The organism is Burkholderia sp. PAMC 28687 (assembly GCF_001577465.1).
Classification (GTDB): domain Bacteria; phylum Pseudomonadota; class Gammaproteobacteria; order Burkholderiales; family Burkholderiaceae; genus Caballeronia.
On sequence record NZ_CP014505.1, the window covers coordinates 1878889 to 1902477 of the forward strand.

21 protein-coding genes and 2 tRNA genes are annotated in these 23589 nt (G+C 59.9%); 11 read left to right on the forward strand and 12 right to left on the reverse strand.

Annotated elements, in window-relative coordinates:
- Positions 1 to 5 precede the first annotated feature (5 nt).
- Positions 6 to 1178 carry a glycosyltransferase family 4 protein gene (locus tag AX768_RS08540; RefSeq protein WP_061999596.1) on the reverse strand — a complete coding sequence of 391 codons (1173 nt, stop codon included), beginning with the start codon at positions 1176 to 1178 and terminating at the stop codon, positions 6 to 8.
- 207 nt (positions 1179 to 1385) lie between these two features.
- On the opposite strand from AX768_RS08540, the gene AX768_RS08545 reads away from it, so the two are divergent.
- Entirely contained in the window at positions 1386 to 2759 is a 1374-nt protein-coding gene (locus AX768_RS08545) for a glycosyltransferase family 4 protein (protein WP_061999597.1), read from the forward strand.
- 74 nt (positions 2760 to 2833) lie between these two features.
- Here AX768_RS08545 and AX768_RS08550 read toward each other — a convergent pair whose 3' ends face one another.
- From AX768_RS08550 to rnr, 6 genes are all read right to left on the reverse strand, one after another.
- Positions 2834 to 3070: a hypothetical protein gene (locus AX768_RS08550; RefSeq protein ID WP_061999598.1), complete on the reverse strand. Its 237-nt coding sequence runs from the start codon at positions 3068 to 3070 to the stop codon at positions 2834 to 2836.
- 313 nt (positions 3071 to 3383) lie between these two features.
- Positions 3384 to 4079 (reverse strand): ribose-5-phosphate isomerase RpiA, encoded by a 696-nt coding sequence (rpiA, locus tag AX768_RS08555; protein ID WP_061999599.1) that lies wholly within the window; start codon positions 4077 to 4079, stop codon positions 3384 to 3386.
- 45 nt (positions 4080 to 4124) lie between these two features.
- Complete coding sequence (locus AX768_RS08560) at positions 4125 to 4517, reverse strand: SirB2 family protein (RefSeq protein WP_061999600.1); 393 nt, start codon at positions 4515 to 4517, stop codon at positions 4125 to 4127.
- 15 nt (positions 4518 to 4532) lie between these two features.
- Positions 4533 to 5366, reverse strand: coding sequence for an N-acetylmuramoyl-L-alanine amidase (locus AX768_RS08565; RefSeq protein WP_061999601.1), 834 nt, complete (start codon positions 5364 to 5366; stop codon positions 4533 to 4535).
- A 6-nt stretch (positions 5367 to 5372) separates the two neighbouring features.
- Positions 5373 to 6116, reverse strand: coding sequence for a 23S rRNA (guanosine(2251)-2'-O)-methyltransferase RlmB (gene rlmB, locus AX768_RS08570; RefSeq protein WP_056364043.1), 744 nt, complete (start codon positions 6114 to 6116; stop codon positions 5373 to 5375).
- Between the two features lie 138 nt (positions 6117 to 6254).
- A complete protein-coding gene (rnr, locus tag AX768_RS08575) occupies positions 6255 to 8762 on the reverse strand; it encodes a ribonuclease R (protein WP_061999602.1) in 2508 nt (835 codons plus the stop codon).
- Between the two features lie 325 nt (positions 8763 to 9087).
- On the opposite strand from rnr, the gene AX768_RS08580 reads away from it, so the two are divergent.
- The 4 genes from AX768_RS08580 (at position 9088) to AX768_RS08595 (ending at position 11597) form a co-directional block, all read left to right on the forward strand.
- Positions 9088 to 9172, forward strand: a tRNA-Leu gene (locus AX768_RS08580).
- A gap of 322 nt (positions 9173 to 9494) precedes the next feature.
- Positions 9495 to 10562, forward strand: a complete 1068-nt coding sequence (gene alr / locus AX768_RS08585; RefSeq protein WP_061999603.1) for an alanine racemase — start codon at positions 9495 to 9497, stop codon at positions 10560 to 10562.
- A gap of 92 nt (positions 10563 to 10654) precedes the next feature.
- Positions 10655 to 10739: transfer RNA gene (locus AX768_RS08590), tRNA-Leu, on the forward strand.
- A gap of 264 nt (positions 10740 to 11003) precedes the next feature.
- A complete protein-coding gene (locus AX768_RS08595; protein WP_061999604.1) occupies positions 11004 to 11597 on the forward strand; it encodes a cation diffusion facilitator family transporter in 594 nt (197 codons plus the stop codon).
- Positions 11598 to 11617: 20 nt separating this feature from the next.
- Here AX768_RS08595 and AX768_RS08600 read toward each other — a convergent pair whose 3' ends face one another.
- Positions 11618 to 13159 carry a methyl-accepting chemotaxis protein gene (locus tag AX768_RS08600; protein WP_061999605.1) on the reverse strand — a complete coding sequence of 514 codons (1542 nt, stop codon included), beginning with the start codon at positions 13157 to 13159 and terminating at the stop codon, positions 11618 to 11620.
- A gap of 29 nt (positions 13160 to 13188) precedes the next feature.
- On the opposite strand from AX768_RS08600, the gene AX768_RS32695 reads away from it, so the two are divergent.
- Positions 13189 to 13362 carry a hypothetical protein gene (locus AX768_RS32695; RefSeq protein ID WP_155524202.1) on the forward strand — a complete coding sequence of 58 codons (174 nt, stop codon included), beginning with the start codon at positions 13189 to 13191 and terminating at the stop codon, positions 13360 to 13362.
- A 120-nt stretch (positions 13363 to 13482) separates the two neighbouring features.
- Entirely contained in the window at positions 13483 to 14580 is a 1098-nt protein-coding gene (locus AX768_RS08605) for a DNA alkylation repair protein (protein ID WP_061999606.1), read from the forward strand.
- On the opposite strand, the gene AX768_RS08610 is transcribed toward AX768_RS08605, so the two are convergent.
- Together AX768_RS08610 and AX768_RS08615 are read right to left on the reverse strand one after the other, a co-directional pair.
- Entirely contained in the window at positions 14559 to 15461 is a 903-nt protein-coding gene (locus AX768_RS08610; protein WP_061999607.1) for a LysR substrate-binding domain-containing protein, read from the reverse strand. The two genes, AX768_RS08605 and AX768_RS08610, sit on opposite strands and share 22 nt — an antisense overlap.
- A 232-nt stretch (positions 15462 to 15693) precedes the next feature.
- Positions 15694 to 16329: a class I SAM-dependent methyltransferase gene (locus tag AX768_RS08615; RefSeq protein WP_061999608.1), complete on the reverse strand. Its 636-nt coding sequence runs from the start codon at positions 16327 to 16329 to the stop codon at positions 15694 to 15696.
- A 211-nt stretch (positions 16330 to 16540) separates the two neighbouring features.
- On the opposite strand from AX768_RS08615, the gene AX768_RS08620 reads away from it, so the two are divergent.
- A complete protein-coding gene (locus tag AX768_RS08620) occupies positions 16541 to 17068 on the forward strand; it encodes a septal ring lytic transglycosylase RlpA family protein (protein ID WP_231941246.1) in 528 nt (175 codons plus the stop codon).
- A gap of 20 nt (positions 17069 to 17088) precedes the next feature.
- On the opposite strand, the gene mdeB is transcribed toward AX768_RS08620, so the two are convergent.
- A complete protein-coding gene (gene mdeB / locus AX768_RS08625; protein ID WP_061999610.1) occupies positions 17089 to 19809 on the reverse strand; it encodes an alpha-ketoglutarate dehydrogenase in 2721 nt (906 codons plus the stop codon).
- A 153-nt stretch (positions 19810 to 19962) separates the two neighbouring features.
- On the opposite strand from mdeB, the gene AX768_RS08630 reads away from it, so the two are divergent.
- The gene (locus AX768_RS08630) at positions 19963 to 20493 is read left to right on the forward strand and encodes an Lrp/AsnC family transcriptional regulator (protein ID WP_061999611.1); all 531 of its coding nucleotides are present in this window, start codon (positions 19963 to 19965) and stop codon (positions 20491 to 20493) included.
- A gap of 5 nt (positions 20494 to 20498) precedes the next feature.
- On the opposite strand, the gene AX768_RS34420 is transcribed toward AX768_RS08630, so the two are convergent.
- Positions 20499 to 21002, reverse strand: coding sequence for a MarR family transcriptional regulator (locus AX768_RS34420; RefSeq protein ID WP_442857255.1), 504 nt, complete (start codon positions 21000 to 21002; stop codon positions 20499 to 20501).
- Positions 21003 to 21402: 400 nt separating this feature from the next.
- Between AX768_RS34420 and AX768_RS08640 the strand changes: the two genes are divergently transcribed.
- Together AX768_RS08640 and AX768_RS08645 are read left to right on the forward strand one after the other, a co-directional pair.
- A complete protein-coding gene (locus AX768_RS08640; RefSeq protein ID WP_061999612.1) occupies positions 21403 to 22629 on the forward strand; it encodes an MFS transporter in 1227 nt (408 codons plus the stop codon).
- Positions 22630 to 22815: 186 nt separating this feature from the next.
- The gene (locus AX768_RS08645; RefSeq protein ID WP_372237091.1) at positions 22816 to 23580 is read left to right on the forward strand and encodes a TetR/AcrR family transcriptional regulator; all 765 of its coding nucleotides are present in this window, start codon (positions 22816 to 22818) and stop codon (positions 23578 to 23580) included.
- Positions 23581 to 23589: the final 9 nt, after the last annotated feature.

Sequence of the window (23589 nt, forward strand, 5' to 3'; positions counted from 1 at the left end):
GTTGACTAAGCCGCTTTAACAAACGCCCGCGCGGCCATCGCCGATACATCCCTGTCGGCGCCAGGATTCGCCTTCGCCATCGTATTCAACACCTCGACAATGAACTTGCGACGAAAGTCCGCAGCACTGAAACGCTCAGCATTCTTCCGGCATGCCTGCGCCGAAAACGCATGCGGCGAATCCTCAAATCGCTCGACCGCATCGCACAGCGACGCAGCCGTCTGCTGAGGAAAATGAATGCCAGTCGCCCCCGGCATGCCAAGCGGCACGACCGACTCCAACGCCCCACCCTTGCCAAACGCAATCACCGGCGTGCCGCATGCCTGCGCTTCCACAATTGCAATGCCAAAGTCTTCCTCAGCCGCGTAGACAAATGCCTTGGCGCGCTGCATATGATCCTTCAGAACATCAAACGTCTGATAGCCAAGAACACTCACGTTGGGCGTTGCCTTTGCGCGCACCAGATCCATCTGCGGACCGTCGCCAATCACCACGAGCTTGCGATCCGGCATCGACGCAAACGCTTCAACGATCATATCGATGCGCTTGTAAGGCACCATGCGCGAAGCGGTCAAATAGAAATCGCCCTTCTCGCTGCCAACCTCGAAAGCCTGCACGTCGACCGGCGGCGCAATGACCGCCGACTCACGCCTGTAACTCTTCATGATCCGGCGCGCAACGAACTGCGAATTGGCAATGATCCTGTCAACGCCGTTAGCCGAGCGCGCGTCCCAATTGCGCAAGTAATGCAGCAACATGCGCGCGACCCATGACCGCGGACCGCGCTCGAGGCGCGCTTCACGCAAGTATTGATGCTGCAGGTCCCACGCGTAGCGGATCGGCGAGTGCACATAACTCACATGCGTCTGATCAGGACCAACCAACACGCCCTTGGCCACGGCATGTGAGCTCGAAAGAATGAGATCGTAGCTCGATAAATCAAACTGTTCGATAGCAAGCGGCATTAACGGCAAATACCCGCGATATTTCTTTTCCGCATATGGAAGCCGCTGGATAAAGGACGTCTTGACGGGCTTGTTATGAACAATCGAACGGTCTTCGAGAAAGTCCACGAGGCTGAAGATATCCGCCTGCGGAAAGCACGCAATCATCTGCTCAAGCACCTTCTCCGCGCCGCCCGACACCACCAGCCAGTCGTGAACAATAGCCACTTTCATGATGAAACCCGTGTGCCGCAGCCTATTGCTGCCGATGAAGCGAGTTTAAAGAGAGTCCTTTTATGGTTTCGTGCGCACGCCCACACACCAGAAGCATCGCAATGCGAATAATGGGTCCTGTGTTCATGTCGTCTTAATGCTCTTCATTTACCCATGGCCGCCGGGTTAATCGGCCTCGGGTTTGCTCAATGCTCATACCTGTCATCGATGCCCACAAAATCCGCAGCCAGCTTATCGATTCCAGCCAACACGCTGCTGCGTGATCAGGGCCTGGCGCCCGCGGCCGCCGCACGTGACACGAGCCATATGCGTGCAGACCCGCCTTCGCAAGTCCAGGGTGAACCGAAAATTCTTTTCATCGATCAGAGCGGTCAGCTCGGTGGCGCTGAAATCTGCCTGCTGCCTCTCGCTGTTCGATGCACCCCGCGAAGCGAAGTGCTGCTGCTCTCCGATGGCCCGTTCCGCGACCGGCTTCGTGCTGAAGGTGTGACGGTATCGGTTGAGTCGGACGCGCGCATTCAGGGCATCAAGAAAGAGCGCATGAAGTTCGGCACGCTTGCCGCCCTGCCCGGCATCTTGCGTCAGGTACGCATGATTGCCGAGCGCGCAAAACCATTCGACATGGTGTTCCTCAACACGCAGAAGGCGCTGATCCTTGGCGCCTTCAGCCGCGCGTTGCATGGCAAGCCGACGGTCTGGCATGTGCATGACATCGTTTCGCGTGAACATTTCGGCCGCTTGCATTTAACGCTGATCAAATGGGCCGTGAAAGTCGGCGTCGATCATGTCGTTGCAAATTCACGCGCTTCCGCAGACGCGCTGATCAAACTCACCGGCTTGCCGCGCAGCGCCGTACCCGTCGTACATAACGGCGTGGACATGACACGCTTTGGCGACGATGCGAGTCAGGCGAGCGCGGTCATCGAACAACGCCGTACCGCGCTCGGACTTCCCCGCGATGCATTTCTCGTCGGACTGTTTGGCCGCTTCACGCAATGGAAAGGTCAGCATGTTGCCATCGATGCAATCGCCCGCGTGCCAGACGCGCATCTGGTTCTCGTCGGCGATGCGCTTTTCGGCGAGACCGCCTATGCGCAAGGTCTTCGAACACAAGCCGAGGCGCTTGGCATCACTGACCGCGTGCACTTCGCCGGCTTCCAGCACGACGTTGCATCGTGGATGAAAGCCATGGACGTGATCGTTCATGCATCGACACAACCCGAGCCCTTTGGTCTTGTCATCATCGAAGCAATGGCTGCAGGCAAACCCGTGATAGCGTCGAACGGTGGCGCGGTGCCGGAGATCGTGAGGCACGGCGAGAACGGCATGATCATAGAACCCGGCGATGCATCGAAGCTTGCCGTTGCCATCAGCACCTTGCAGCGCGAGCCTGAAATGGCGAAGCGTATTGCCGCTCAAGGTCACGCGGATGCGGGCCAGCACTTTTCCATCGATCGATATTTGCAGCAAATGACGCGCGTGCTGTTCGATATCGCAACGCTCGCAAGCAGGAACGATGCGCCGGAATCGACGAACGTCATCGAAAATGCGCCGGCCAGCGAAGCCGGATTAACCAGATAGTTAAAAATGGAATCAAAAAAATGGCCCGGCATGAATCAATGCCGGGCCATTTCCATGATCAGTCGATAAGTGCGTTACCGAGTACTGAAGTTGCCGGGCACGCCCAGCTTGATCTCATACATCGCGGCGAGCATCGCAAGGTAAGCGCGTTCGCTCTCCGCTTCTTTCATTGTCATTCCCCTGCAGGTTTGTCCACCCATGATCACGCCGAGGCATAACGCGTAGTTGCCGGCGAACGCCGTAGGCGACGGTTCCATGCTTCTCAGGCGGATATAGGACGCGTCGAGTGTCTTGCGAAGATTGTTGTGCATCGCTTCATTCCCGTAATTGTTAAGACTTTGATGCCGCGCCCAGCGAGAGATGAGATTCAACCTGTTGAGGCTGTCAATGCGGACGAAACGTTCGCGGTCACTCTGATTGACGGGCTTGAAGCACTGGCTCCAGCGACGTACCTAGTTTGAATGATCGCCTTTGTGCCACGCATCGGATTGATCTGACTATGAATGTAGTTTAGCGAAACAGATCATTGAGCGTTGGCGGGAATAAAAAAACGCGCGGCAGCCGTGAAAGGCTGACCGCGCGCCTGACCCGTGCGCATCCTGCGTTTTTATATTCAAGCAAGCATCATCGAGCGATGTAATCGATCCGCTCGACACCGCCCGCCGTTCCCAAAAGACAAACATTCGCACCGCGCGCCGCGAAAAGACCCACGGTCACCACGCCCGCCCAGCCGTTGACCGTCGCCTCGAGCGCGATCGGGTCGGTGATCTTGAGCGCCTTCACGTCGATGATCTCGTTGCCGTTATCCGTGATGAAGGGCGAGCCGTCCGTGTTCACGCGCAGCACCGGCACGCCGCCTAAGGCAATCACGCGACGCCCGATTGCGGTACGCGCCATTGGCACGACTTCGATTGGCAACGCAAAGTTGCCGAGCACGTCGACGCGCTTGCTGCCATCGGCAATACACACAAACACGTCCGCAACCGACGCCACGATCTTCTCGCGCGTCAGCGCCCCGCCGCCGCCTTTGATCATGGCGCCGTGTGCATCGATTTCATCGGCGCCGTCCACGTACACAGGCAATGACTCGATTTCGTTGAGTTCGAGCACCTGGAACCCGTGCGCTTCGAGCCGCGCGGTGGTTGCAAGCGAACTCGATACCGCCCCGCGATACCGCGACTTCGTGCTCGCGATGGCATCGATAAAACAATTCGCCGTCGTGCCCGTGCCGACGCCGATCACCGCGCCTTCAGGTACGTTGGCGTGGACGTAGGCGGCCGCTTCGGCAGCGACCAGTTGCTTCAGTTCATCTTGGGTCATGGCAAGGGTGACAGCTTGGAAGAGGTAAACCTGAATTCTAGACGCTCAGACGTGCATCAAGAAGCCGAGCGGATTGTGCGTGCGCGCGACCGACGCAATAAACGCGAACACGAGGATAGCGAGCACGCCGAACACCGCACGCGCGCCTTTTGTGCGGCCGCGTTTCAGGGCAAACGTCCCGAGCACGATATACACGATCAATCCTGCAATCTTCGCCGAAAGCCACGCGGCGTTCGGCCCGAAACCGATGATGCCGACAAGCACGATGGCGCTGAGCAGCAACAGCGTATCGACGATATGCGGCACCACTTTCACGGCGCGTTTTTGCAGCATCGGCGAGTCGCGCAGCATCCAGATCCAGCGGATAAAAAATCCGAGGATGCTAAGCGCGGCGCACGTCATGTGCACCGAACGAAAGGGAAGGAAAAGTTCTGACATGGGCGGGATAAGCCTTTAGGGAAGGTACTTGTCGAGCAAGGCTGAAGCGATGGCGTCGGTTTCCGCGTCCGGATTGCCGGCGTAATCGGTAGCACGAAAGTGCATCTGGAACGCAGCGATGACCTTGCGCGTCTTGTCGTCCAGCACGCCGTCGGTTGCGACTTCGTAGCCGTATCGATGAAGTTTTTGCTGCAACGCAGCCACGTCGACCAAAGACTTCGGATCGCGGCCCGCGAGATGCTGCGCGACGGTTGCGTCGTCGGGCCAGGCACCTATGCCGTTGTCGTAGAGTGTGCGCCACGGGAACGCAGGCCCCGGATCGATCTTGCGTTGCGGCGCGATATCGCTGTGGCCCACCACGCGCGTGGGCGGAATCTTGTAGCGCGTGACGATGTCCTGCGCGAGCTTCACGATCGCGTCGACCTGAGCCGGCGGGTATGGCGCCCAGGTGCGGCCTTGGCGGGTATCGATGGGACCGACGTTCACGTTTTCAATGCCTATCGATGCCGCATTCAGTTCCGTCGTGCCCTGCCATTCGCTTTTGCCCGCGTGCCACGCGCGCTCGGTTTCCGGCACGAGCTGGTACACCACCGGCTCGCCATTCTCGATACGCGGCGCATCCGGCACCACGTAATGGACGCTGACATCGTCACCGGTGAGCACCGCGAGCGATCGCGCTTCACCGCTTTGCGTGTAGTGCATCACGAGGAAACGCACGCGTGAATCGACGCTCGGCGCGTGATAGCGCGTGTCGGCAATGTACGCGCCGCGATCGACCTGGGTGGTGGAACAGGCGGCGAGCAGCACACATAACACGCCGCCCGCAATCGCAGAAATGAACCGCTTCACGTGCGCTTACTTCTTCACCGACCGCTGACGCACCGCTTCGAACAGGCAAATCCCGCTCGCCACCGATACATTCAGACTCTCGACACTGCCGGCCATCGGGATCTTCATGATTTCGTCGCAGGTCTCGCCGGTCAGGCGGCGCATGCCCTCGCCTTCGGCGCCGACCACGATCGCAACGGGTCCATCGAGCTTCGTCTCGTAGACGCTCGCCGTCGCATCGCCCGACGTGCCGATCACCCACACGCCGGCATCTTTCAACTCGCGCAACGCGCGCGCCAGATTCGTCACCGTGATGTACGGCACGGTTTCGGCCGCGCCGCTCGCGACCTTCGCGGCCGTTGCGTTCAATCCCGCTGAACGATCGCGCGGAGCGATCACGGCATGGGCGCCGGCCGCATCGGCGACACGCAGGCATGCGCCGAGGTTATGCGGATCGGTCACGCCATCGAGCACGAGCAGCAAGGGGGTGCCGCTCACGCCATCGAGCAGCTCCGCCAGGTTTTGCGCAAGCGGCATGTCGGACGCGCGTGCGACCACACCCTGATGACCGACATTGCCAGACAGGCCCCAGAGGCGCGCTTCGTCGGCGGCGATCAGGCGAATGCCCGCTTCTTTCGCGGTGCGCAGGAAATCCGTCATGCGCCGGTCCTTGCGGGTCGGATCGTAGAGAATTTCTTCGATCGTCGATGCATCCGCGCGAACCCGTGCGGTCACCGCGTGAAAACCATACAAAACTTTGAGACGTGACATGACTGGACCAGACCGTATTCAAACAAAACAAAATGGAAACGCGGCCCGGATGCATCGTGCATCGGGCCGCGCATTTCAAACCGAGGCGTGCGGCATCCTCATTACTCGATGAAAAGCCGCGCCGCCTCAGTACTTCTTTTAGCGCTTCTTGCGCGGCGGGTGACTTTTCGCCGCCGGCTTAGTGACAGCGCCGCGCTTTTTCGCCACCGCTAGATCTTTCGCGATGGTCGGCGGCAACGCGGCGGCTGCCGCCTTGCCTGCCGCTTGCGCCGCGGCCTTCTTGCCGCCGCGATCACGCCGGCGCCCGTTCACGCTGCTGCCTTCGTCGGCCGGCAACGAACGGACACGCGGACCGGCACCGTTGACGCCCGCGTGCTCAACCGCCGCAGCCGGTGCCGATGAACGGCCGGGCGGCTTGACGGGTGTATCGCGGACGAGACGGAAGTCGATCTTGCGCGAATCCAGATCCACGCGGCTCACCTGCACGCGGACACGATCCGACATGCGGTAGCGGATGCCCGTGCGTTCGCCGCGCAACTCGTTCTTGATCTCGTCGTACTGGAAGTAGTCCGCACCGAGCTCGGTGATATGCACCAGCCCTTCGATGAACAACGAATCCAGTTGCACGAAAATGCCGAACGTCGTCACGCCGTTGACCATGCCGCCGTACTCTTCGCCGAGCTTGTCGCGCATGAAATAGCACTTGAGCCAGGCTTCCACGTCGCGCGAGGCCTCGTCGGCACGCCGTTCATTCGACGAACAATGCAGTCCGAGTTCTTCCCAGATCGCGACGTTGTTGCGCTGACGGCTGCGCGACTCGTCGTCGGACTTCTGCATGGCGCGTGCGGCTTTCGTCAAGCCGGTGCTGAGCGTGACGTCGTGACCGACTTCAGGCTGGTACTTCTTGCCTTGCAGGATGGCGTAGATCGCGCGATGCGTGAGCAAATCCGGATATCGGCGAATCGGGCTCGTGAAGTGAGCATACGCTTCGTACGCGAGTCCAAAGTGGCCGATGTTGTCAGGGCTGTACACGGCTTGCTGCATGGAACGCAGCACCATGCTTTGCAGCATTTGCGCATCCGGCCGGTCACGAACCATCGCCATGAGCGCGGCGTAATCGCTTGCGTGCGGCTTCTCGCCACCGCCCAACGCCAGCCCCACGCCACGCAGGAACGCACGCAGATTCTCGAGCTTTTCCGGCGTAGGCCCGGCATGCACGCGATACAACCCCGGGTGCTTGTTGCGCTTCAGGAAGTCCGCGGCGCAGACGTTCGCGGCCAGCATGCACTCCTCGATCAGCCTGTGCGCGTCGTTCCGGTGACGCGGCACGATCTGCTCGATCTTGCCCTGCGCGTTACATACGATGTAGGTCTCGGTGGTATCGAAGTCGATCGCGCCGCGCTTCTGACGCGCCGCGTGCAGCGACTTGTACACGCCATAGAGATTCTGCAGTTGCGGCAGAAGATCAGCGCGCTTCGCAGCTTCGGGTCCCTTCGTATTGGTCAGGACAGATGCAACTTCCGTGTACGTCAACCGCGCCGCCGAATGCATCACAGCCGGGTAGAACTGGTACGCCTTGATCTCGCCACGCGCGGTGATCACCATGTCGCAGACCAGCACGCAACGATCAACCTGCGGATTCAACGAACACAAGCCGTTCGACAGCTTCTCCGGCAACATTGGAATCACGCGGCGCGGGAAATACACCGACGTGCTGCGATCGAGCGCGTCCACGTCCAGCGCTTCATTCGGGCGCACGTAATGCGAGACGTCGGCAATCGCGACCAGCAAGCGAAAGCCCGTACCCCGACCGACATTCATGGGTTCGCAATACACGGCGTCGTCGAAGTCGCGTGCGTCTTCACCGTCGATGGTCACGAGCGGCACATCGCGCAAATCCACGCGATGCCGGATGTCAGCCGGACGCACTTCGTCGGGCAGCTTCGAGGCTTGCTCTAGCGCGCGATCGCTGAACTCGTGCGGCACGCCGTATTTGCGCACCGCGATCTCGATTTCCATGCCCGGGTCGTCGATATCGCCGATCACTTCGACCACACGCCCGAGCGGCTGCGAGTGACGGCTCGGAAAATCGGTGAGATCCACCGATACCACCTGCCCCACTTTCGCCTTCTTCGGGTTCTGCGTGATCAGGATGTCGTGACCGATACGCTTGTCTTCGGGAACGAGAATCAGCGCGCCGTTTTCGCTGATCAGCCTGCCGATAATGCGTTTATTCGCGCGATCCGTGACTTCGACAATATGGCCTTCCGGACGTCCGCGGCGGTCATAGCCGACGATCCGCGCGAGCACGCGGTCGTTGTGCATGACTTTCTGCATTTCGCCGTTGGGCAAAAACAGGTCGTCCTGGCCGTCGTCGCGAATCAGGAAACCGAAACCGTCGCGATGGCCCTGGACCCGGCCCGCCACGAAATTCGAGGGATGCGTGAGTTGGTAGTAGCCGCGTTTGTCGAGACGGACCTGGCCGTCGCGCTCCATGGCTCCCAATCGCTTGAAAAATCCTTCGCGCTCCTGGCGCTTGATCGACAGAGCTTCAGCGATGTCGTTCGCAGCAAGCGGGGCTTCGCTCGTGCGCAACACGCCGAGAATTTCTTCGCGGCTCGGAATCGGATACGGATATTTGTTCAAGGGCTTATCGATGATCTCTTCTCGTCTAACTGAATGTCGCGGTTAATCGGGCAACGCACGGGTAACGCGCTCCGGGCTTCCCGTCCTGACTTTACCCGCCGTCCTGAAAGCGGTGGGCCGGCGCGTTGCCGGGACGTTGCGCTTAACGTTGTTCCGGTTCGTTCACGAATAGTCTGCGAATCATTCTAACACCCGCAAACGAGGCCATATCGGCGCTTAAGCCATATGGACAATGGCTCGCGGCCCCGTTTCACTTTGGGTCTCAAAATGCTTGACAGGGCGACAAGCCCGGCTATAATTACGTTCTTTGCTGCATACGCACACTGCCCAGGTGGCGGAATTGGTAGACGCACATGGTTCAGGTCCATGCGCCGCAAGGTGTGGAGGTTCGAGTCCTCTCTTGGGCACCAAAAAGCTGAAGCAAGGCTTCGCGGTTCGTAGTTGACGTTGATGCACGTAGTTTCTGCTCCGCAAAAGCAGCCTTGTTTTACAAAAAGCCTTCCCTAACCGGAAGGCTTTTTCGTTTCCGGCTCCAAGCCCCAGCCATAACGACAGCTCGAATGTCAGTCGATACACCTACGCAAGCGCATTAATACAAAAACAAAAACTGCGCGCGCGTCGTTACGATAGTGGCAATCCCTACGATCCGGCGCTTCCGGTCCCGCCTGGCTTGCCTTCGGACAGAACGCGATCCGCCCCTGACGGTTTCCACTCCCCACATACTCCTCTGCCATGCCACGCCCGATCGTCGCCGAAATCCACCCAAACGCCGTCAGGCACAATCTCGAAGTCGCCAGACAGAAAGTTGCCGGGGCGCGCATCTGGGGCATTGTGAAGGCGGACGCCTATGGTCACGGCATCGAACGGATTTATGCGGGGCTGGACGCGGCGGACGGCATCGGTCTGCTCGACCTGAACGAAGCAGTCCGCGTGCGCGAACTCGGCTGGACCAAACCGATTCTCTTGCTCGAAGGCATATTCACGACAGAAGACGTGCAGATTGCCGATCGATACCGCCTGACCACCGCCGTCCATTGCGATGAACAACTCGCACTGCTAGCGAGCTGCAAAGCAACGCGTCCCATCGATATCTATCTCAAGATGAACTCTGGCATGAACCGCCTGGGTTTTGCGCCGGACGTCTATCGCGCCGCGTGGGACCGCGCGCGCGAATGCGTGAATATTGGAGAGATCACGCTGATGAACCACTTCGCCAACGCTGACGAAGGCGAAGTGGACTGGCAGATGGACCGCTTCGATGCCACCACCGCCGGCATGCCGGGACAACGCAGCCTCGCGAACTCGGCATCGGTGCTCTGGCATCCGCGCACGCATCGGGACTGGGTCCGCCCGGGAATCGTGTTGTATGGCGCGTCGCCGACGGGTATGGCCGAACATATCGCCGATGTGCCGCTTCAGGCGTCCATGACCCTGCGCAGCGAATTGATCGGCGTCCAGACACTGCGCGAGGGCGAAACCGTCGGATACGGGCGCACCTTCACGGCGCCGCACGCGATGCGCATCGGCGTGGTCGCGTGCGGTTATGCCGACGGATATCCACGGCACGCGCCAACCGGCACGCCGGTCGCGGTGGACGGCGTGAAGACGCGCCTGGTTGGACGGATATCGATGGATATGCTGACCGTCGACCTCACGCCCGTTCCCGCCGCACGCGTGGGTTCGCGCGTGGAATTGTGGGGCGGCCAGATCCGCATAGACGATGTCGCGAGCAGCGCAGGCACGATCGGATACGAGCTGATGTGCGCGCTTGCGCGCCGCGTGCCGGTGGGCATCGTTTAGGGTCTTGAACAGCCGGCAACCGGCTAGTTCTCACTCGCCCATTGACAGCGCGGGACGGTTGGCTACAATACCGGTCTTCGCTGTACCGCTTGGCCCAGGTGGCGGAATTGGTAGACGCACATGGTTCAGGTCCATGCGCCGCAAGGTGTGGAGGTTCGAGTCCTCTCTTGGGCACCAAAGATTCAGGCAGTAAGGAAACATCGAGAAACCCCGTGATGCTTTTGGCTCGCGGGGTTTTTTGTTGTCCGCTCGTTTCTGCCCGACTGCTTCCGTTCAACGCCTCCGTGTCATATCTTCGCCACGCGACGCGGTTACGGTGCTGTACCACCACAAAAAACAGTCCCCACGATGTCGTCGACGTCCGAGTACGGCCGCGAAAAGCATGACACTGCCTCTGCCTTCAGAGCAGCCCAAGCGAGTGTCCTTTTGAATGCGGTGCTGATGACGGTGCAGATCGTCATTGGATGGATGGCTTTTTCGGATGGACTGCTCGCCGACGGCGTTCATACCCTGGCCGATCTCGGCGCCGACGGCATGGTGCTGATCGTGTTGCGCCTGAGCGCAGCGGCAGCGCATCGCCGGGCAGGTTACGCATTCAACCAGTCCGATCGATATGAAACCGCGGGGTCCCTTCTCATAGCGATCCTGCTGATTGCAACCGGAATGCAAACGCTCTGGACGAGTCTCAGCCACATGAACGACGCTGGCAACGGCGCCTCCGTTCATGCAGCCGCACTCGTGGTCGCGGTGTTCGTGATCGTCGCCAAGGAGGCGCTGTTTCGCTACATCATGGGCGTGGCCAAACGCACCCGCTCGAGCGTTCTCGTTGCGAGCGCGTGGCATGCGCGCTCGGATGCGATATCGGCGTGTGTTGCCGTGCTTGGGATCCTGGGCAGCATGGCCGGCGTGCCGATGTCGGACCGCGTCGCCGCCGCGCTGATCGGCTTGATGATTGCGCGCATGGGCTGGACGCTCGGCTGGAAAACGTTCAAAGGTTCCTTCGCGCGAACCGCCGCCGAAACGACCGGCCAATAGCTGACTGATTCAGGCGCGCCTCAAGCGATCCTGAACACCGCGACCGCCGCTTTCAGATGACGCGTTTGCTCATGCAGCGACGTCGCGGCAGCGGCCGCCTGCTCCACCAGCGCGGCGTTCTGCTGCGTCATTTCATCCATCTGGACGACCGCCTGATTCACTTGCTCGATACCCGTGCTTTGTTCAAGCGATGACGCGCTGATCTCGGCCATCATTTGCGTGAGGCGGGATATGGATGTCGATACTTCACGCATCGCCTCGCCGGCGCGTTCAGCGAGCGCGGAGCCGTCGTTCACTTGCGAAACCGATTCGCCGATCAGCGCCTTGATCTCCTTCGCCGATTGCGCGCTGCGTTGCGCGAGACCACGCACTTCACTTGCGACCACAGCAAATCCGCGGCCCTGCTCACCCGCACGGGCCGCTTCGACCGCCGCGTTCAGCGCGAGAATGTTGGTCTGGAACGCAATGCCGTCGATAACCGAAATGATCTCCGCGATCTTGTCCGAACTCTTCGCAATGCTGCTCATCTTCTCCACCACCTGATCGACCACGCCCGTGCCTCGTGAGGTCGCGGTCAACGCGTCGCCAGCGAGACTGTTGGCATCGCGGGCATGATCGGCGTTCTGGCGCACCGTGGCGGTCAGCTCTTCCATGCTCGACGCTGTTTCTTCAAGCGATGCCGCCTGGTTCTCCGTGCGTGCCGAAAGGTCGGCGTTGCCGGTGGCGATTTCATCGGCGCCGAGGTTGATGGAATCGGACGATTCGCGCACCGTCCTCACGGTATGGGCCACGCTTGCCTGCATCGCGGAGAGACTCGCGAAGAGACGGCCGATCTCGTTGCTGCCGCGATCGGCGATGCGCTCGTCGAGCTTGCCCTCTGCAATCTGTTCGAAGTGACGCCCCGCTTCTTCGAGCGGTGCGATCACACCCCGGCGCAACGCGATGTGAACCAGCACCACGCCCGCGACCAGCGCCACGAAAATCGCCAGACCGACGCCGCGGAAAAGGTTCAGGCGTGCATCGATGGAATCGAGATACGACTGGCTGGCGGCATCGCTGAAATTCGCGAAGGTTCGTTGTTCGGCGAGATAACGGTCCTGAAAACCTTGCGTAGGCTGATCGAGGAACGCCTGGATGTTGTTGCCATCGAGGAATTGCGCCAGTTCGCTCAGCGCGCCGTGATACGCCTTGAATTTTTCCTGCAGTGCGACGGCGCGCGCCTGGTTTTCATCGCTGGTCTTGGGTGCGTTCAGGAACGCGCTGAACGATTTGTCGGCGAGCGTGAGTTGTTCGCGCGCGTGCTGGACGATCTCAACAGGTTCCGTGCCGCCACGGACCATGCGCGTGCCGGCGCGCGACAGGTTGATGCGGGCGTCCATCAGGCGTTGCGTGGTTTCGTTGACGGCGTTGGCCTGCCTGAGTGCGATGTCCGAGAGGTTGCTGACGTCGGCATGCGTGGAGGTAAGGGACCAGAAACCGAGGCCCTCGGTCAGGACCTGGAACAGGCAAAACACGGCGAGCACGAACAGCAGGCCGGATGAGACACTTATTTTTTTAAGCATGTTGACGACTCATTAAAACGAGATATTCGATGTTGTCCGCGTGCATCCCGGCCTTCCTGTCGATGAACCCGGTGAAACGCAGCCGATTGAACGCGATTCGCTGCGGCGAAGGCAGCGCGATGCGTCCCGATGAAGCGTGGAAAGCGAAACACGTTCGCGGGAATAAGCGTCGAGTGGTCGAAGGCGAGATAGAACGTGCGTAGGGTGACGCCGGTATTAACGGCCAATCACAGCGATACTTGAGGCACGGTTCGCGCCTCCTGAAACAATCTGACAGGCGTTGCGGCTATGCTTTGCAGTCTCTACCCCCAAAAACGATAACGATGACGGTCACCGAAAACCCCGCGCTCAAGGAAATTTTCAACGAAGCCCGCTTTCGCCTGGCTGCACGAGAGGTCAAGGCGGTCCATCCTTCATTCGATACGCGCCGCTTTTTGAAGGTCGCGCTCGCGGACCTTGAAACCCTAAGCCTGATGCAACGCCTGCGCCGCATGACGCATGCGTTGCACGCGACGCTTCCGGAAGATTTCAGCGAAGCGCTAAGCATTCTTCGCGCGCTCGCACCGAACATGCAGCAAGGATTTTCGACGCTGGTTCTTCCCGATTATGTCGGGCAGTACGGCCGGGACGACTTCGAGCTTTCCATGGATGCGCTCAAGTACTTCACGGGATTCGGTTCGTCCGAATTCGCCGTCCGCGAGTTCCTGCGCCAGGACCTGAAGCGGGCGCTAGCCATCATGAAAGTCTGGTCGCGCGATGAAAGCGATCACGTGCGCCGGCTTGCAAGCGAGGGTTCACGCCCGCGCCTGCCCTGGTCGTTCCGGCTCGACGCCATCATGGCCGACCCGGCGCTCGCCGCCCCTATTCTGGAGAATCTGCGCGCGGACCCGAGCCTCTATGTGCGCAAGTCCGTCGCCAACCATCTCAACGATGTCACGAAGGTGCATCCTGAATGGGTCCTGGACCGGTTGAAGACGTGGCCCATCGATCAAGCGCATACCGCGTGGATCGCAAAACGTGCGTTGCGCTCGCTGATCAAGGACGGTGACGGCCGCGCGCTGGCGTTGATCGGCGCGGGCGGCACGCCCGAAGTCAAGCTGAGCAAGTTCATCGTTTCGCCGGCTGCGCTAACGCTTGGTGAGCGGGTCACCTTGTCGTTCGAACTGGCATCGAAAAGCGATGAAAGCCAGCGCCTCGTGATCGACTACCGCATGCACTATGTGAAGAAATCCGGCGCAACAGCCGCGAAGGTCTTCAAGCTCAAGGAACTGACGCTCGACGCACGCCAGCGCGTTTCAATAGAACGCACGCAGAACATCCGCGACTTCACCACGCGCGTGCATTACGCCGGAAGGCATGATGTGGAGATCCTGGTCAACGGCGTATGCATGGCGAAGGGTTATTTCGATTTGACCTGTTGAAGCTGAATCAGACCATCGACAAGCGCCCTTTCCGGCCGTTGCAGGGCGTCCAGATCGCGCACGACGATCAGAAGCTGGCGCGGCGCCCAACGATCAGTCAATTCCACGATCCGCACACCCAATGTTCCTCGATAACGCCGCGCCGCAGTGACCGGAACGATCGCGATTCCGGCTCCATGCTCCACCATGCAGCAGATGTTTTCAAAGGTCCGCATGCGCGCACGGAAATAGAAATTCTGCCCCGCGAACAACGCCTGCTCGCCGAGATATTCCGAGAGCGCGCTGCCCGCGCTCAGGCCGATGAAATCTTCCCCGACCACGTCCCTGAGCGCGACCTTGCGTTGGCCGCTCAATGCATGGTCACGCGCGACGATCAGCACGAGTTTATCGGTGGCGAACGGAAACGCCTGCAGCGAACCGTGCTCCACGGCGTCGGCCACGATACCGATTTCCGCCGAGCCGTTGAGCACCGCCTTGACGGTTTCAGCGCTTTGCCGCTCCTTCATATCGATGTGAACATTCGGGTGATCGCGAAGAAACTCGGCTAGCGGACGCGGCAGGAATTCGGTGAATGCAGCAGTGTTCGCCCATAGCCGGATGCGGGTCTTGCGGGCCTCGGAATGCTCGCCCAGTTCACCCTGCATGCGTTCGATTTGTGCAAGCACGAGTCGCGCGTGGTGCGCGAGTGTATCGCCGGCGGGGGTGGTCTCCACGCCTCGCCGACCACGCTCGAGCAGCGGCATGCGCAACGCCTCTTCCATGCCTCGCAGACGCGCGCTTGCAGATGGCAGCGACATGTTCGCCTGCGCTGCGCCATGTGTGATGCTGCCGGTTTCCAGCACGTAGAGAAAGAGGCGTAAGTCGATGAGGTCAAAGCGCATCGAGAGGATTGTTCGAGTGGATCAGCCTTAGTTATACCCTAAGGCACAGTTCGCATCATCCACATTGTGGTGGCTGGCAATCCCGGCAGAATGACATCGATTGATCCTCTGCTCGCAATTGGTCCAGGTTGCTTCTACAGCAGGTCTTCCAGAATCATCAGGAGATCCGACGCGATGTTGTCTCCACTACTCGAAACACTCGGCGCCCTAGCGATACTGCTGAGCCTTGCCGTCAACCTTCGCGCGTTGTTCGACCGGCATCGATAGCCGCTGCGGCCGCCGTGTTGCGAACAATCAGCCGATGCACCGTCTTGCCCGACGAAACGCTGGTCTGCTCGGTATCGGACAGGATGGCATGTTGCGCACCGAGCTGATCGAGGACCACTTGTTTATTGAAAGCGGCGTACAGGCGGCCGGTTTTGTCGCGTTGCGATGCGTGTTGCGTAACTCGCCAGCTCAGGTAAAGCGTGCCGCCGGGACGCAGCAGATCGAGCAGACTGCGTACCGCGTCGGGAAGCGTTTCAGGATCCAGGTGCATGATCACCGTCTCGCACAGGACGTTCTCATAGACGCCCCTTTCAACGCCGGCGAGATCCGGGAGCGCGGCGAAACTGAAGCGAATCTCCGGGTGCGTTGCACGTGCGTGTTGCAGCAGGCTTTCGGATGCATCGAAGCCGTGTGCGTCGTAACCGTTCGCCACGAGCCACGCAACGTCGCGGCCGGAACCACAACCTATATCGACGGTCGGTCCGGGTTTGAAATGATGTCGCAGCAAGTCGTACATGTCGACAGGCGCCGCTTGCTCGTGCCATTCCTTCGCGAAGCCGGCAGCGTCGGTGTCGTAAGCCTGTAAGGTTTGTTTGTCCATTCTTGCGTGTCCGTTTGTCTTGATAGCGTTTCGCGAACCTCTGCGCTGATGAGCGACGCGTTGTTGATTGACGCAATTATGTACGACACCGCACATACACCCCGCATCGACGTGCGAACCTTTCGAGAGCGCGTGCGTCCGCCGAATCTCGGCGCCATTTTCGCTGAATTGGACGTCCAATGCTTTTTGACAGGCAAAAGGGGAGCGGTAATTGAAGATCGACTTTTGTGCCGCCCGTTCAAAACCACAGCGAAGACACAGGCTTCAACCGCTTCTACTCATGATCGTGTCGTGTTGCGTGAGCACCGCGCTTCACGCGACAGAAGCAGCATCGAGTGTTGCCCGCGAGTCGAGCGCGAAGGGAGCCCATCATAAAAATCTCGATCGCACCGGCAAGGCACGAAAGGGAACGGCTTCGTACTACGGCCGAAATTTCTACTCGAAAAAGATGGCTGATGGTACGCCGATGAACCCCCAATCCAATGTCGCCGCGAGCAAGACTTTGCCGCTAGGCACCAAGGCCCGTGTCACGAATTTGGAAAACGGCAAAACCGAGGTGGTCGAAATCCGGGATCGCGGCCCTTACGTGAAGGACCGGATCGTCGACGTGTCGCCCAAGACCGCCGATAAACTCGGCTTGAAGGAAAACGGCACCGCTCCCGTCGAGGTCAAGCCCGTGGAAGTCCCGCAACCCGACGGCAGCGTGAAGCCCGGCGCCGGCGCAGCGGGTAGCCAGTAGTGTTGTTTAGATCGTGCCGCTTACCGTTGCCAGGGCGCAGCCTGCCCATTACCCGCTTTCCCATACTTCTGCGAAGCCGCGCGCACCACTGACATATCGATTTCGCCTTCGTCTGCAAGCGCCTTTAGCGCAGCAATGACGATCGACGCACGATCCACCTCGAAGAATTCGCGCAACGCCTGACGTGTGTCGCTGCGACCGAAACCATCGGTGCCCAGAGCCACGTAACGTCGCGGCACGTATGCACGAATCAGTTCAGGCACGGCGCGCACATAATCAGTCGCCGCAATCACCGGACCGCGCGACGATCCCAGCGCCGTCGTGACGTAAGGCGCAGGCACATCCTCTCCAAGCCGCGCCAATCGTTCGGATGCCATACCATCGCGTTGCAGCTCGGTGAAACTCGTCACGCTCCACACCGCCGCATCGATCTCCCAGTCCTCATGCAACATCCGCTGCGCCGCGATCACTTCGCCGAGGATCGCGCCGGCGCCGAGCAATTGCACCCGCGCCGAACCGTCCGATCCAGTCGCGAGCGGATACATGCCCTTCAGAATCCCCTCGCGCACAAGCGCGAGATCGCCGCCGGGCACCGACGGTTGCGCGTAGTTCTCGTTCATCGCCGTGATGTAGTAGAAGACGTCGTGCTGGCGCTCGACCATTTCGCGCATGCCTTCGTCGACAATCGCCACGAGCTCGTACGCGAACGCGGGATCGTAAGCGCGGCAATTCGGTATGGTCGATGCCACCAAATGACTGCTGCCATCCTGATGCTGTAGCCCTTCGCCGCCGAGCGTCGTCTTGCCCGCCGTTGCGCCGATCAGGAAGCCGCGCGCACGCTGGTCAGCTGCTGCCCAGATGATGTCGCCAATACGCTGGAAGCCGAACATGGAGTAGTAGATGTAGAACGGCAGCATGGGCAGATCGTGCACGCTGTAAGAAGTCGCGGCGGCAATCCACGACGACATCGCGCCCGCCTCCGAAATGCCCTCTTCCAGGATCTGCCCCTTCGTGTCCTCGCGGTAATAAAGCATGGACCCGAGGTCTTCCGGCTCATACAACTGGCCAAGCGGCGAATAGATGCCGACCTGGCGGAACATGTTTGCCATGCCGAAGGTACGGGCTTCGTCGGCGACGACCGGTACCACGCGCGAACCGAGCAACGGGTCCTTCATCAGGCTGCCGAACATGCGCACGATCGCCATGGTCGTCGACATCTCCTTGCCGGCGGCATCGAGCGCGAACTGGCCCCAGCTCGAAATGGAAGGTACGACCAATCCCTTCGATGCCACCCTGCGCCGCCGCGGCAGGTACCCGCCGAGCGATCCACGTCGTGCGTGGAGATATTGCATCTCGGGGCTGTCGTCGGCGGGCTTGTAGAACTTCACCGCCTCGACATCCGCGTCGGAGAGCGGCAAACGGAAACGATCGCGAAATGCCTTGAGGTCATCGAAGCCGAGCTTCTTTTGCTGGTGCGTCGTCATGCGGCCCTGGCCCGATGTCCCCATGCCAAAGCCCTTCATGGTCTTCGCGAGAATCACCGTCGGCTGGCCGCGGTGCCCAAGCGCCTTCGCGTACGCTGCGTGAAGCTTGCGCACGTCGTGACCGCCGCGGCGCAAGCGGTCGATGTCTTCATCGCTTAAATGCGATGCAAGCGCGGCAAGCTCCGGGTTCTGGCCGAAGAAACGTTCGCGGTTGTACGCGCCGTCGTTCGCGGAAAAGGTCTGGAACTGGCCGTCGACGGTATGCGCGAATGCACGCAACAACGCGTTGCCCTGGTCGCGCGCGAACAGCGCATCCCAGTCCGATCCCCACAGCACCTTGATCACGTTCCAGCCCGCGCCGATAAACTGCGCTTCGAGTTCATCGATGATGCGGCCATTGCTGCGCACCGGGCCATCGAGCCGCTGCAGGTTGCAGTTGATCACGAAGACGAGGTTGTCGAGCTGTTCGCGCGAGGCCAGGGACAACGCGCCGATCGACTCGGGCTCGTCCATTTCTCCGTCGCCGAAAAAGCCCCAAACCTTTCTGTCCTGCGTTTTTGCGAGACCACGGTTGTGCAGATAGCGCATGAAGCGCGCTTGATAGATCGAGTTGATCGGACCAATCCCCATGGAACCAGTCGGGAACTGCCAGAAGTCGGGCATGAGCCACGGATGCGGATATGAACACAACCCCGGCCCCGCGATTTCCTGCCTGTAATGCTCGAGATGCTCTTCGCTCAGGAAACCTTCAAGGTACGCACGCGCATAAACGCCGGGCGACGAATGCGGCTGAAAATACACGAGATCGCCACCCGTGCCTTCCCCGGCATCGGGCGCGGCCGCGCGGAAGAAATGGTTGAAGCCGACTTCGAACAGATCCGCCGCCGATGCATAACTCGCAATGTGGCCGCCCAGTTCACCGTATGCCTTGTTCGCACGCACGACCATGGCGAGCGCATTCCATCGCAGCGCGGCGGCAAGCTTCTCTTCGATCTCCAGATTGCCCGGATATCGGGGCTGCTCGGCGAGCGGGATGCTGTTGGTGTAAGGCGTGACTCGCGCGCGCGATGACTCGATTCCGATCGACAACGCGTGCTCCGCGAGCCGGTCGTACAAATACTGAGCACGGTCACGGCCGACGTGTTCCGTGACCGCGTCCAGCGCCTGCAGCCATTCGGCGGTTTCGGCCGGATCGCTGTCGTCGCGTCCCCGCGAAATGGAAATCAGATGTTCGGTTCCGCTGGATAAATCGGTCATGGCGTGGCTCCGCGTTTCGATAGGGACAAGTCCGCTGCATATCACTACAGCTTAGCTACCGTTGCACAGAATGTGCCTCTGATTTGCATTTCAGGCGGTCTACGGATAGTGTATTTATTCTGCGCCGTCCCACTTTCCCAGAATATTCGAGTTATGACGACATCGCCTAAACGCCTGGACCGGATCGACATCGGGATCCTGAACCAATTGCAGCAGAACGCGCGCATTACCAATGCCGAGCTGGCGCAGGCGGTGAACCTGTCGCAGACGCCATGTTTCAACAGGGTTCGCGCGCTCGAAAAACTGGGCCTTTTCAAGCAGCAGGTGACGTTGCTCAACCCCGAATTGCTCGGCTTGCGCATCAATGTATTCATTCAGGTGAGTCTGGCGAAGCAGGACGAAGACGCGCTGCGGCAATTCGAAGAAGCGATCAGCGAACGGCCCGAGGTCATGGAGTGCTATCTGATGACGGGTGATGCCGATTACCTGTTGCGCGTGATGGTGCCGGACATTCAGGCGTTGCAGCGTTTTATCGTGGAGAGGCTGACCAAGATTCCAGGGGTATCGAACATTCGGTCAAGCTTTGCGCTCAAGCAGGTGCGGTACAAAACGGCGCTGCCGTTGCCATCGGCGGGCATGACGCTGCAAGACCCCGACGAAGGCGCCGATACCGAATGGAGTTAGACGCTTCATAGATCGATCTGCGGGACACGAAACGAACTCGTCAAGGACCGGAGTTCCGCGCGATGCAGCTCCGCCAGTCGCGCAAGCAGTTTCTCGCCGGTCTTGAGCAGGTGCACTTCAACCTGACGGCGGTCGGTCTCGCTGGCCTTCCGCTTGACGAGCTTCAGCGCTTCGCATCGTGAGACTAACGCTACAACGCCATGATGTTGCGCCTGGAGCCGTTCCGCCAGCTCGCCAATGGTCGCCCATTCGCGCTCCGGATAACCCTTGATGTGAAGCAGCAGCAAGTACTGCAGTGGCGTGACGCCTTTGCTTTGTGCGGCCTGCTCGGACACGTCGAAGGCGGTGGCGGCACTGTACTTGTCCATCAAATCCGAGCGCGTCACGATACCGATGACCCGATCTGCGTCATCGATCACCGGGAGCGCCTTGACATCGTGGCGCTTGAGCAAGTCCCGGGCAGACGTCGCGGGCGCAGACGCCACGGCCGTGAGAACGGGGCTAGACATGATGTCCGCACACGCCAGTTCGCGAAACGAGCGCGCGTACGCGAGCATTTGCGTGTCGCGCATCAGCGATTCAAGATCGTCCAGGTCGATGTCCAGAAGTTCGTCGCGCTGGTTGAGAGCGGCTTGGATGTATTGATTAATACAAAATCAATTCAAAATACTTTCATTATATTTAAACCGCTGAATACCTCGAAAGCCATCCGATTGCCCCGCAGTGCATCCCGCTCACAGAATTAGCGGGGTTAATACCAATCCGGCCGATCGTTTCAAGCATCCGCTTAAACAGCGGCGTACACTTCCTCGTGCCGACGCAAGCCGGGCGCCTTATGCGGCGCGGCGCAAAGGAGAGCGCGGCCTCGTCGTTCTTTTAATTAGATTATGCGAATAGGGGAATACGGCAATGAGCTGGACGCGAGAACAAAGGAACGTGACGATAGCGGCCTATTTGGGCTGGACACTCGACGCCTTCGATTTCTTCCTGATGGTTTTCATACTGAAAGATATTGCCGCCGAGTTTCATACAAAGATTCCGGAGGTCGCATTCGCGATTACCTTGACGCTCGCAATGCGTCCCATAGGCGCATTGATCTTTGGCCGTCTCGCTGATAAATACGGCCGCCGTCCCACGCTGATGATAAACATCGCGATCTATTCACTGCTCGAGTTATTGTCCGGCTTCTCTCCAAACCTCTTCACGCTGCTGGTACTGCGTTCGCTGTTCGGCATTGCAATGGGCGGCGAATGGGGTGTAGGTTCTGCCCTCACCATGGAAACGGTGCCGACCAAAGCGCGCGGATTCGTTTCCGGCCTCTTGCAAGCGGGATATCCAAGCGGTTATTTGCTGGCCTCGATCGTGTTCGGCGTTGCCTATCAATATGTCGGCTGGCGCGGCATGTTTTTCATCGGCGTGGCCCCGGCTCTCCTGGTCCTTTACGTGCGTGCGCATGTACCTGAATCGCCCGCATGGAAAGCGATGGAGAAGCGGCCTCGGCCAAGTTTGCTGAAGACGCTCAAGCAAAACTGGCAACTGTCCGTCTATTCCATCATCCTGATGACGGCATTCAATTTCTTTTCGCACGGCACCCAGGATCTTTACCCCACCTTCCTGCGCGAGCAACATCACTTCGATCCCCATACGGTTTCGCTGATCACCATCGTCCTGAATATCGGCGCGATTTGCGGCGGCCTCTTCTTTGGGTCGATGTCCGAAAAAATCGGGCGTCGCTGGGCAATTTTCATCGCCGCGCTGATCGCATTGCCGGTATTGCCGCTGTGGGCGTTCTCGAGCGGTCCGGTTGCGCTCGCGGCCGGCGCATTTCTCATGCAGATATCGGTGCAGGGCGCGTGGGGTGTCATCCCCGTTCATTTGAACGAGATCTCCCCCGACGAAATCCGCGCCACCTTCCCTGGACTCATCTATCAACTGGGGAACTTGCTGGCATCGGTGAATGCGACCATGCAGGCGTCGATTGCCGTCAAGAACGGGGATAACTATGGACTCGCAATGGCGCTCGTTGGCGGCACGGTCGCCGTGGTGATCGCTGCGCTGATTTTCTTCAGCCGCGAAAGGCGAGGTATCGACATGACCGAATCCGCCGAGCAGGTAGTGGCACGCGCTTCCACTTAAGCTTCCTTATAGGCTTCCATAAGGCTTCCAGCTCCTTCCGGGGTGCCGTCCGGCACCCCGCTTTCCGCTCCCCTTCGCCGCACGATCGTTCTCTTTCTAGAGAGCACGCTCCATTAAATGGCTTGTCCATCCGGCCAAAGGTTTTTATCTTCGGTTAAACGCCCGTTTCAATCAGAGGCCAAAACTATTCCGGAGACGCCAGTGCCCAGTCGTTCCATCCCGTCCATCCGCCCCGCCGACACCAAGACCCGACTGCTCGATGCAGCCGAAGCGCAGTACATCGACTCGGGCTACGAGGCCATGTCATTGCGCCATATCACGGCGCGCGCAAACGCGAACCTTGCTGCAGTGAACTACCACTTCGGCGGCAAGGACGCGCTGATCCACGCCATGCTGACGCGGCGTCTCGACGGTCTTAACCGCAATCGCCTCGTGTTGCTTGAACGCTTCCAGTCGATGCACGGCGCGCAACTCACATGCGAACACATTCTCGGCGCGATGTTCATTCCGGCGCTGCAGCAGTCGCGTTGCCCTGAGAGAAGCGGCCCGGCGTTGCTGCGTCTGCTCGGACGCGCGTACACGGACCCGTCGCCGTTCATTCGAGCTTACCTGCGCACGATGTACACCGACGTCGCCGAACGTTTCTTCTGCGCCTTCCAGAGCGTGCTGCCACACTTGCCGCGCGAAGAACTCGGCTGGCGGTTGCACTTCTGCATTGGATCGCTATCGGGCATTCTCGCTGGTGCCGACACGAACAGCCTGATCGATGACTTTACGCAGGGGCGGCGCCTCGAAGATCCGCAATTAATAGGACGTCTTGCGCTCATCATGGTGGCGGCGCTCAAGGCGCCGCAAGCCGTGACACGCGAGATGTGTCCGTTCCAGTCGATGTTCGCCGAATGCAACGCGGCGCCGATCGATACGAAGGAAACGCAACCAGCGTTGGCATGAAACGCGGAC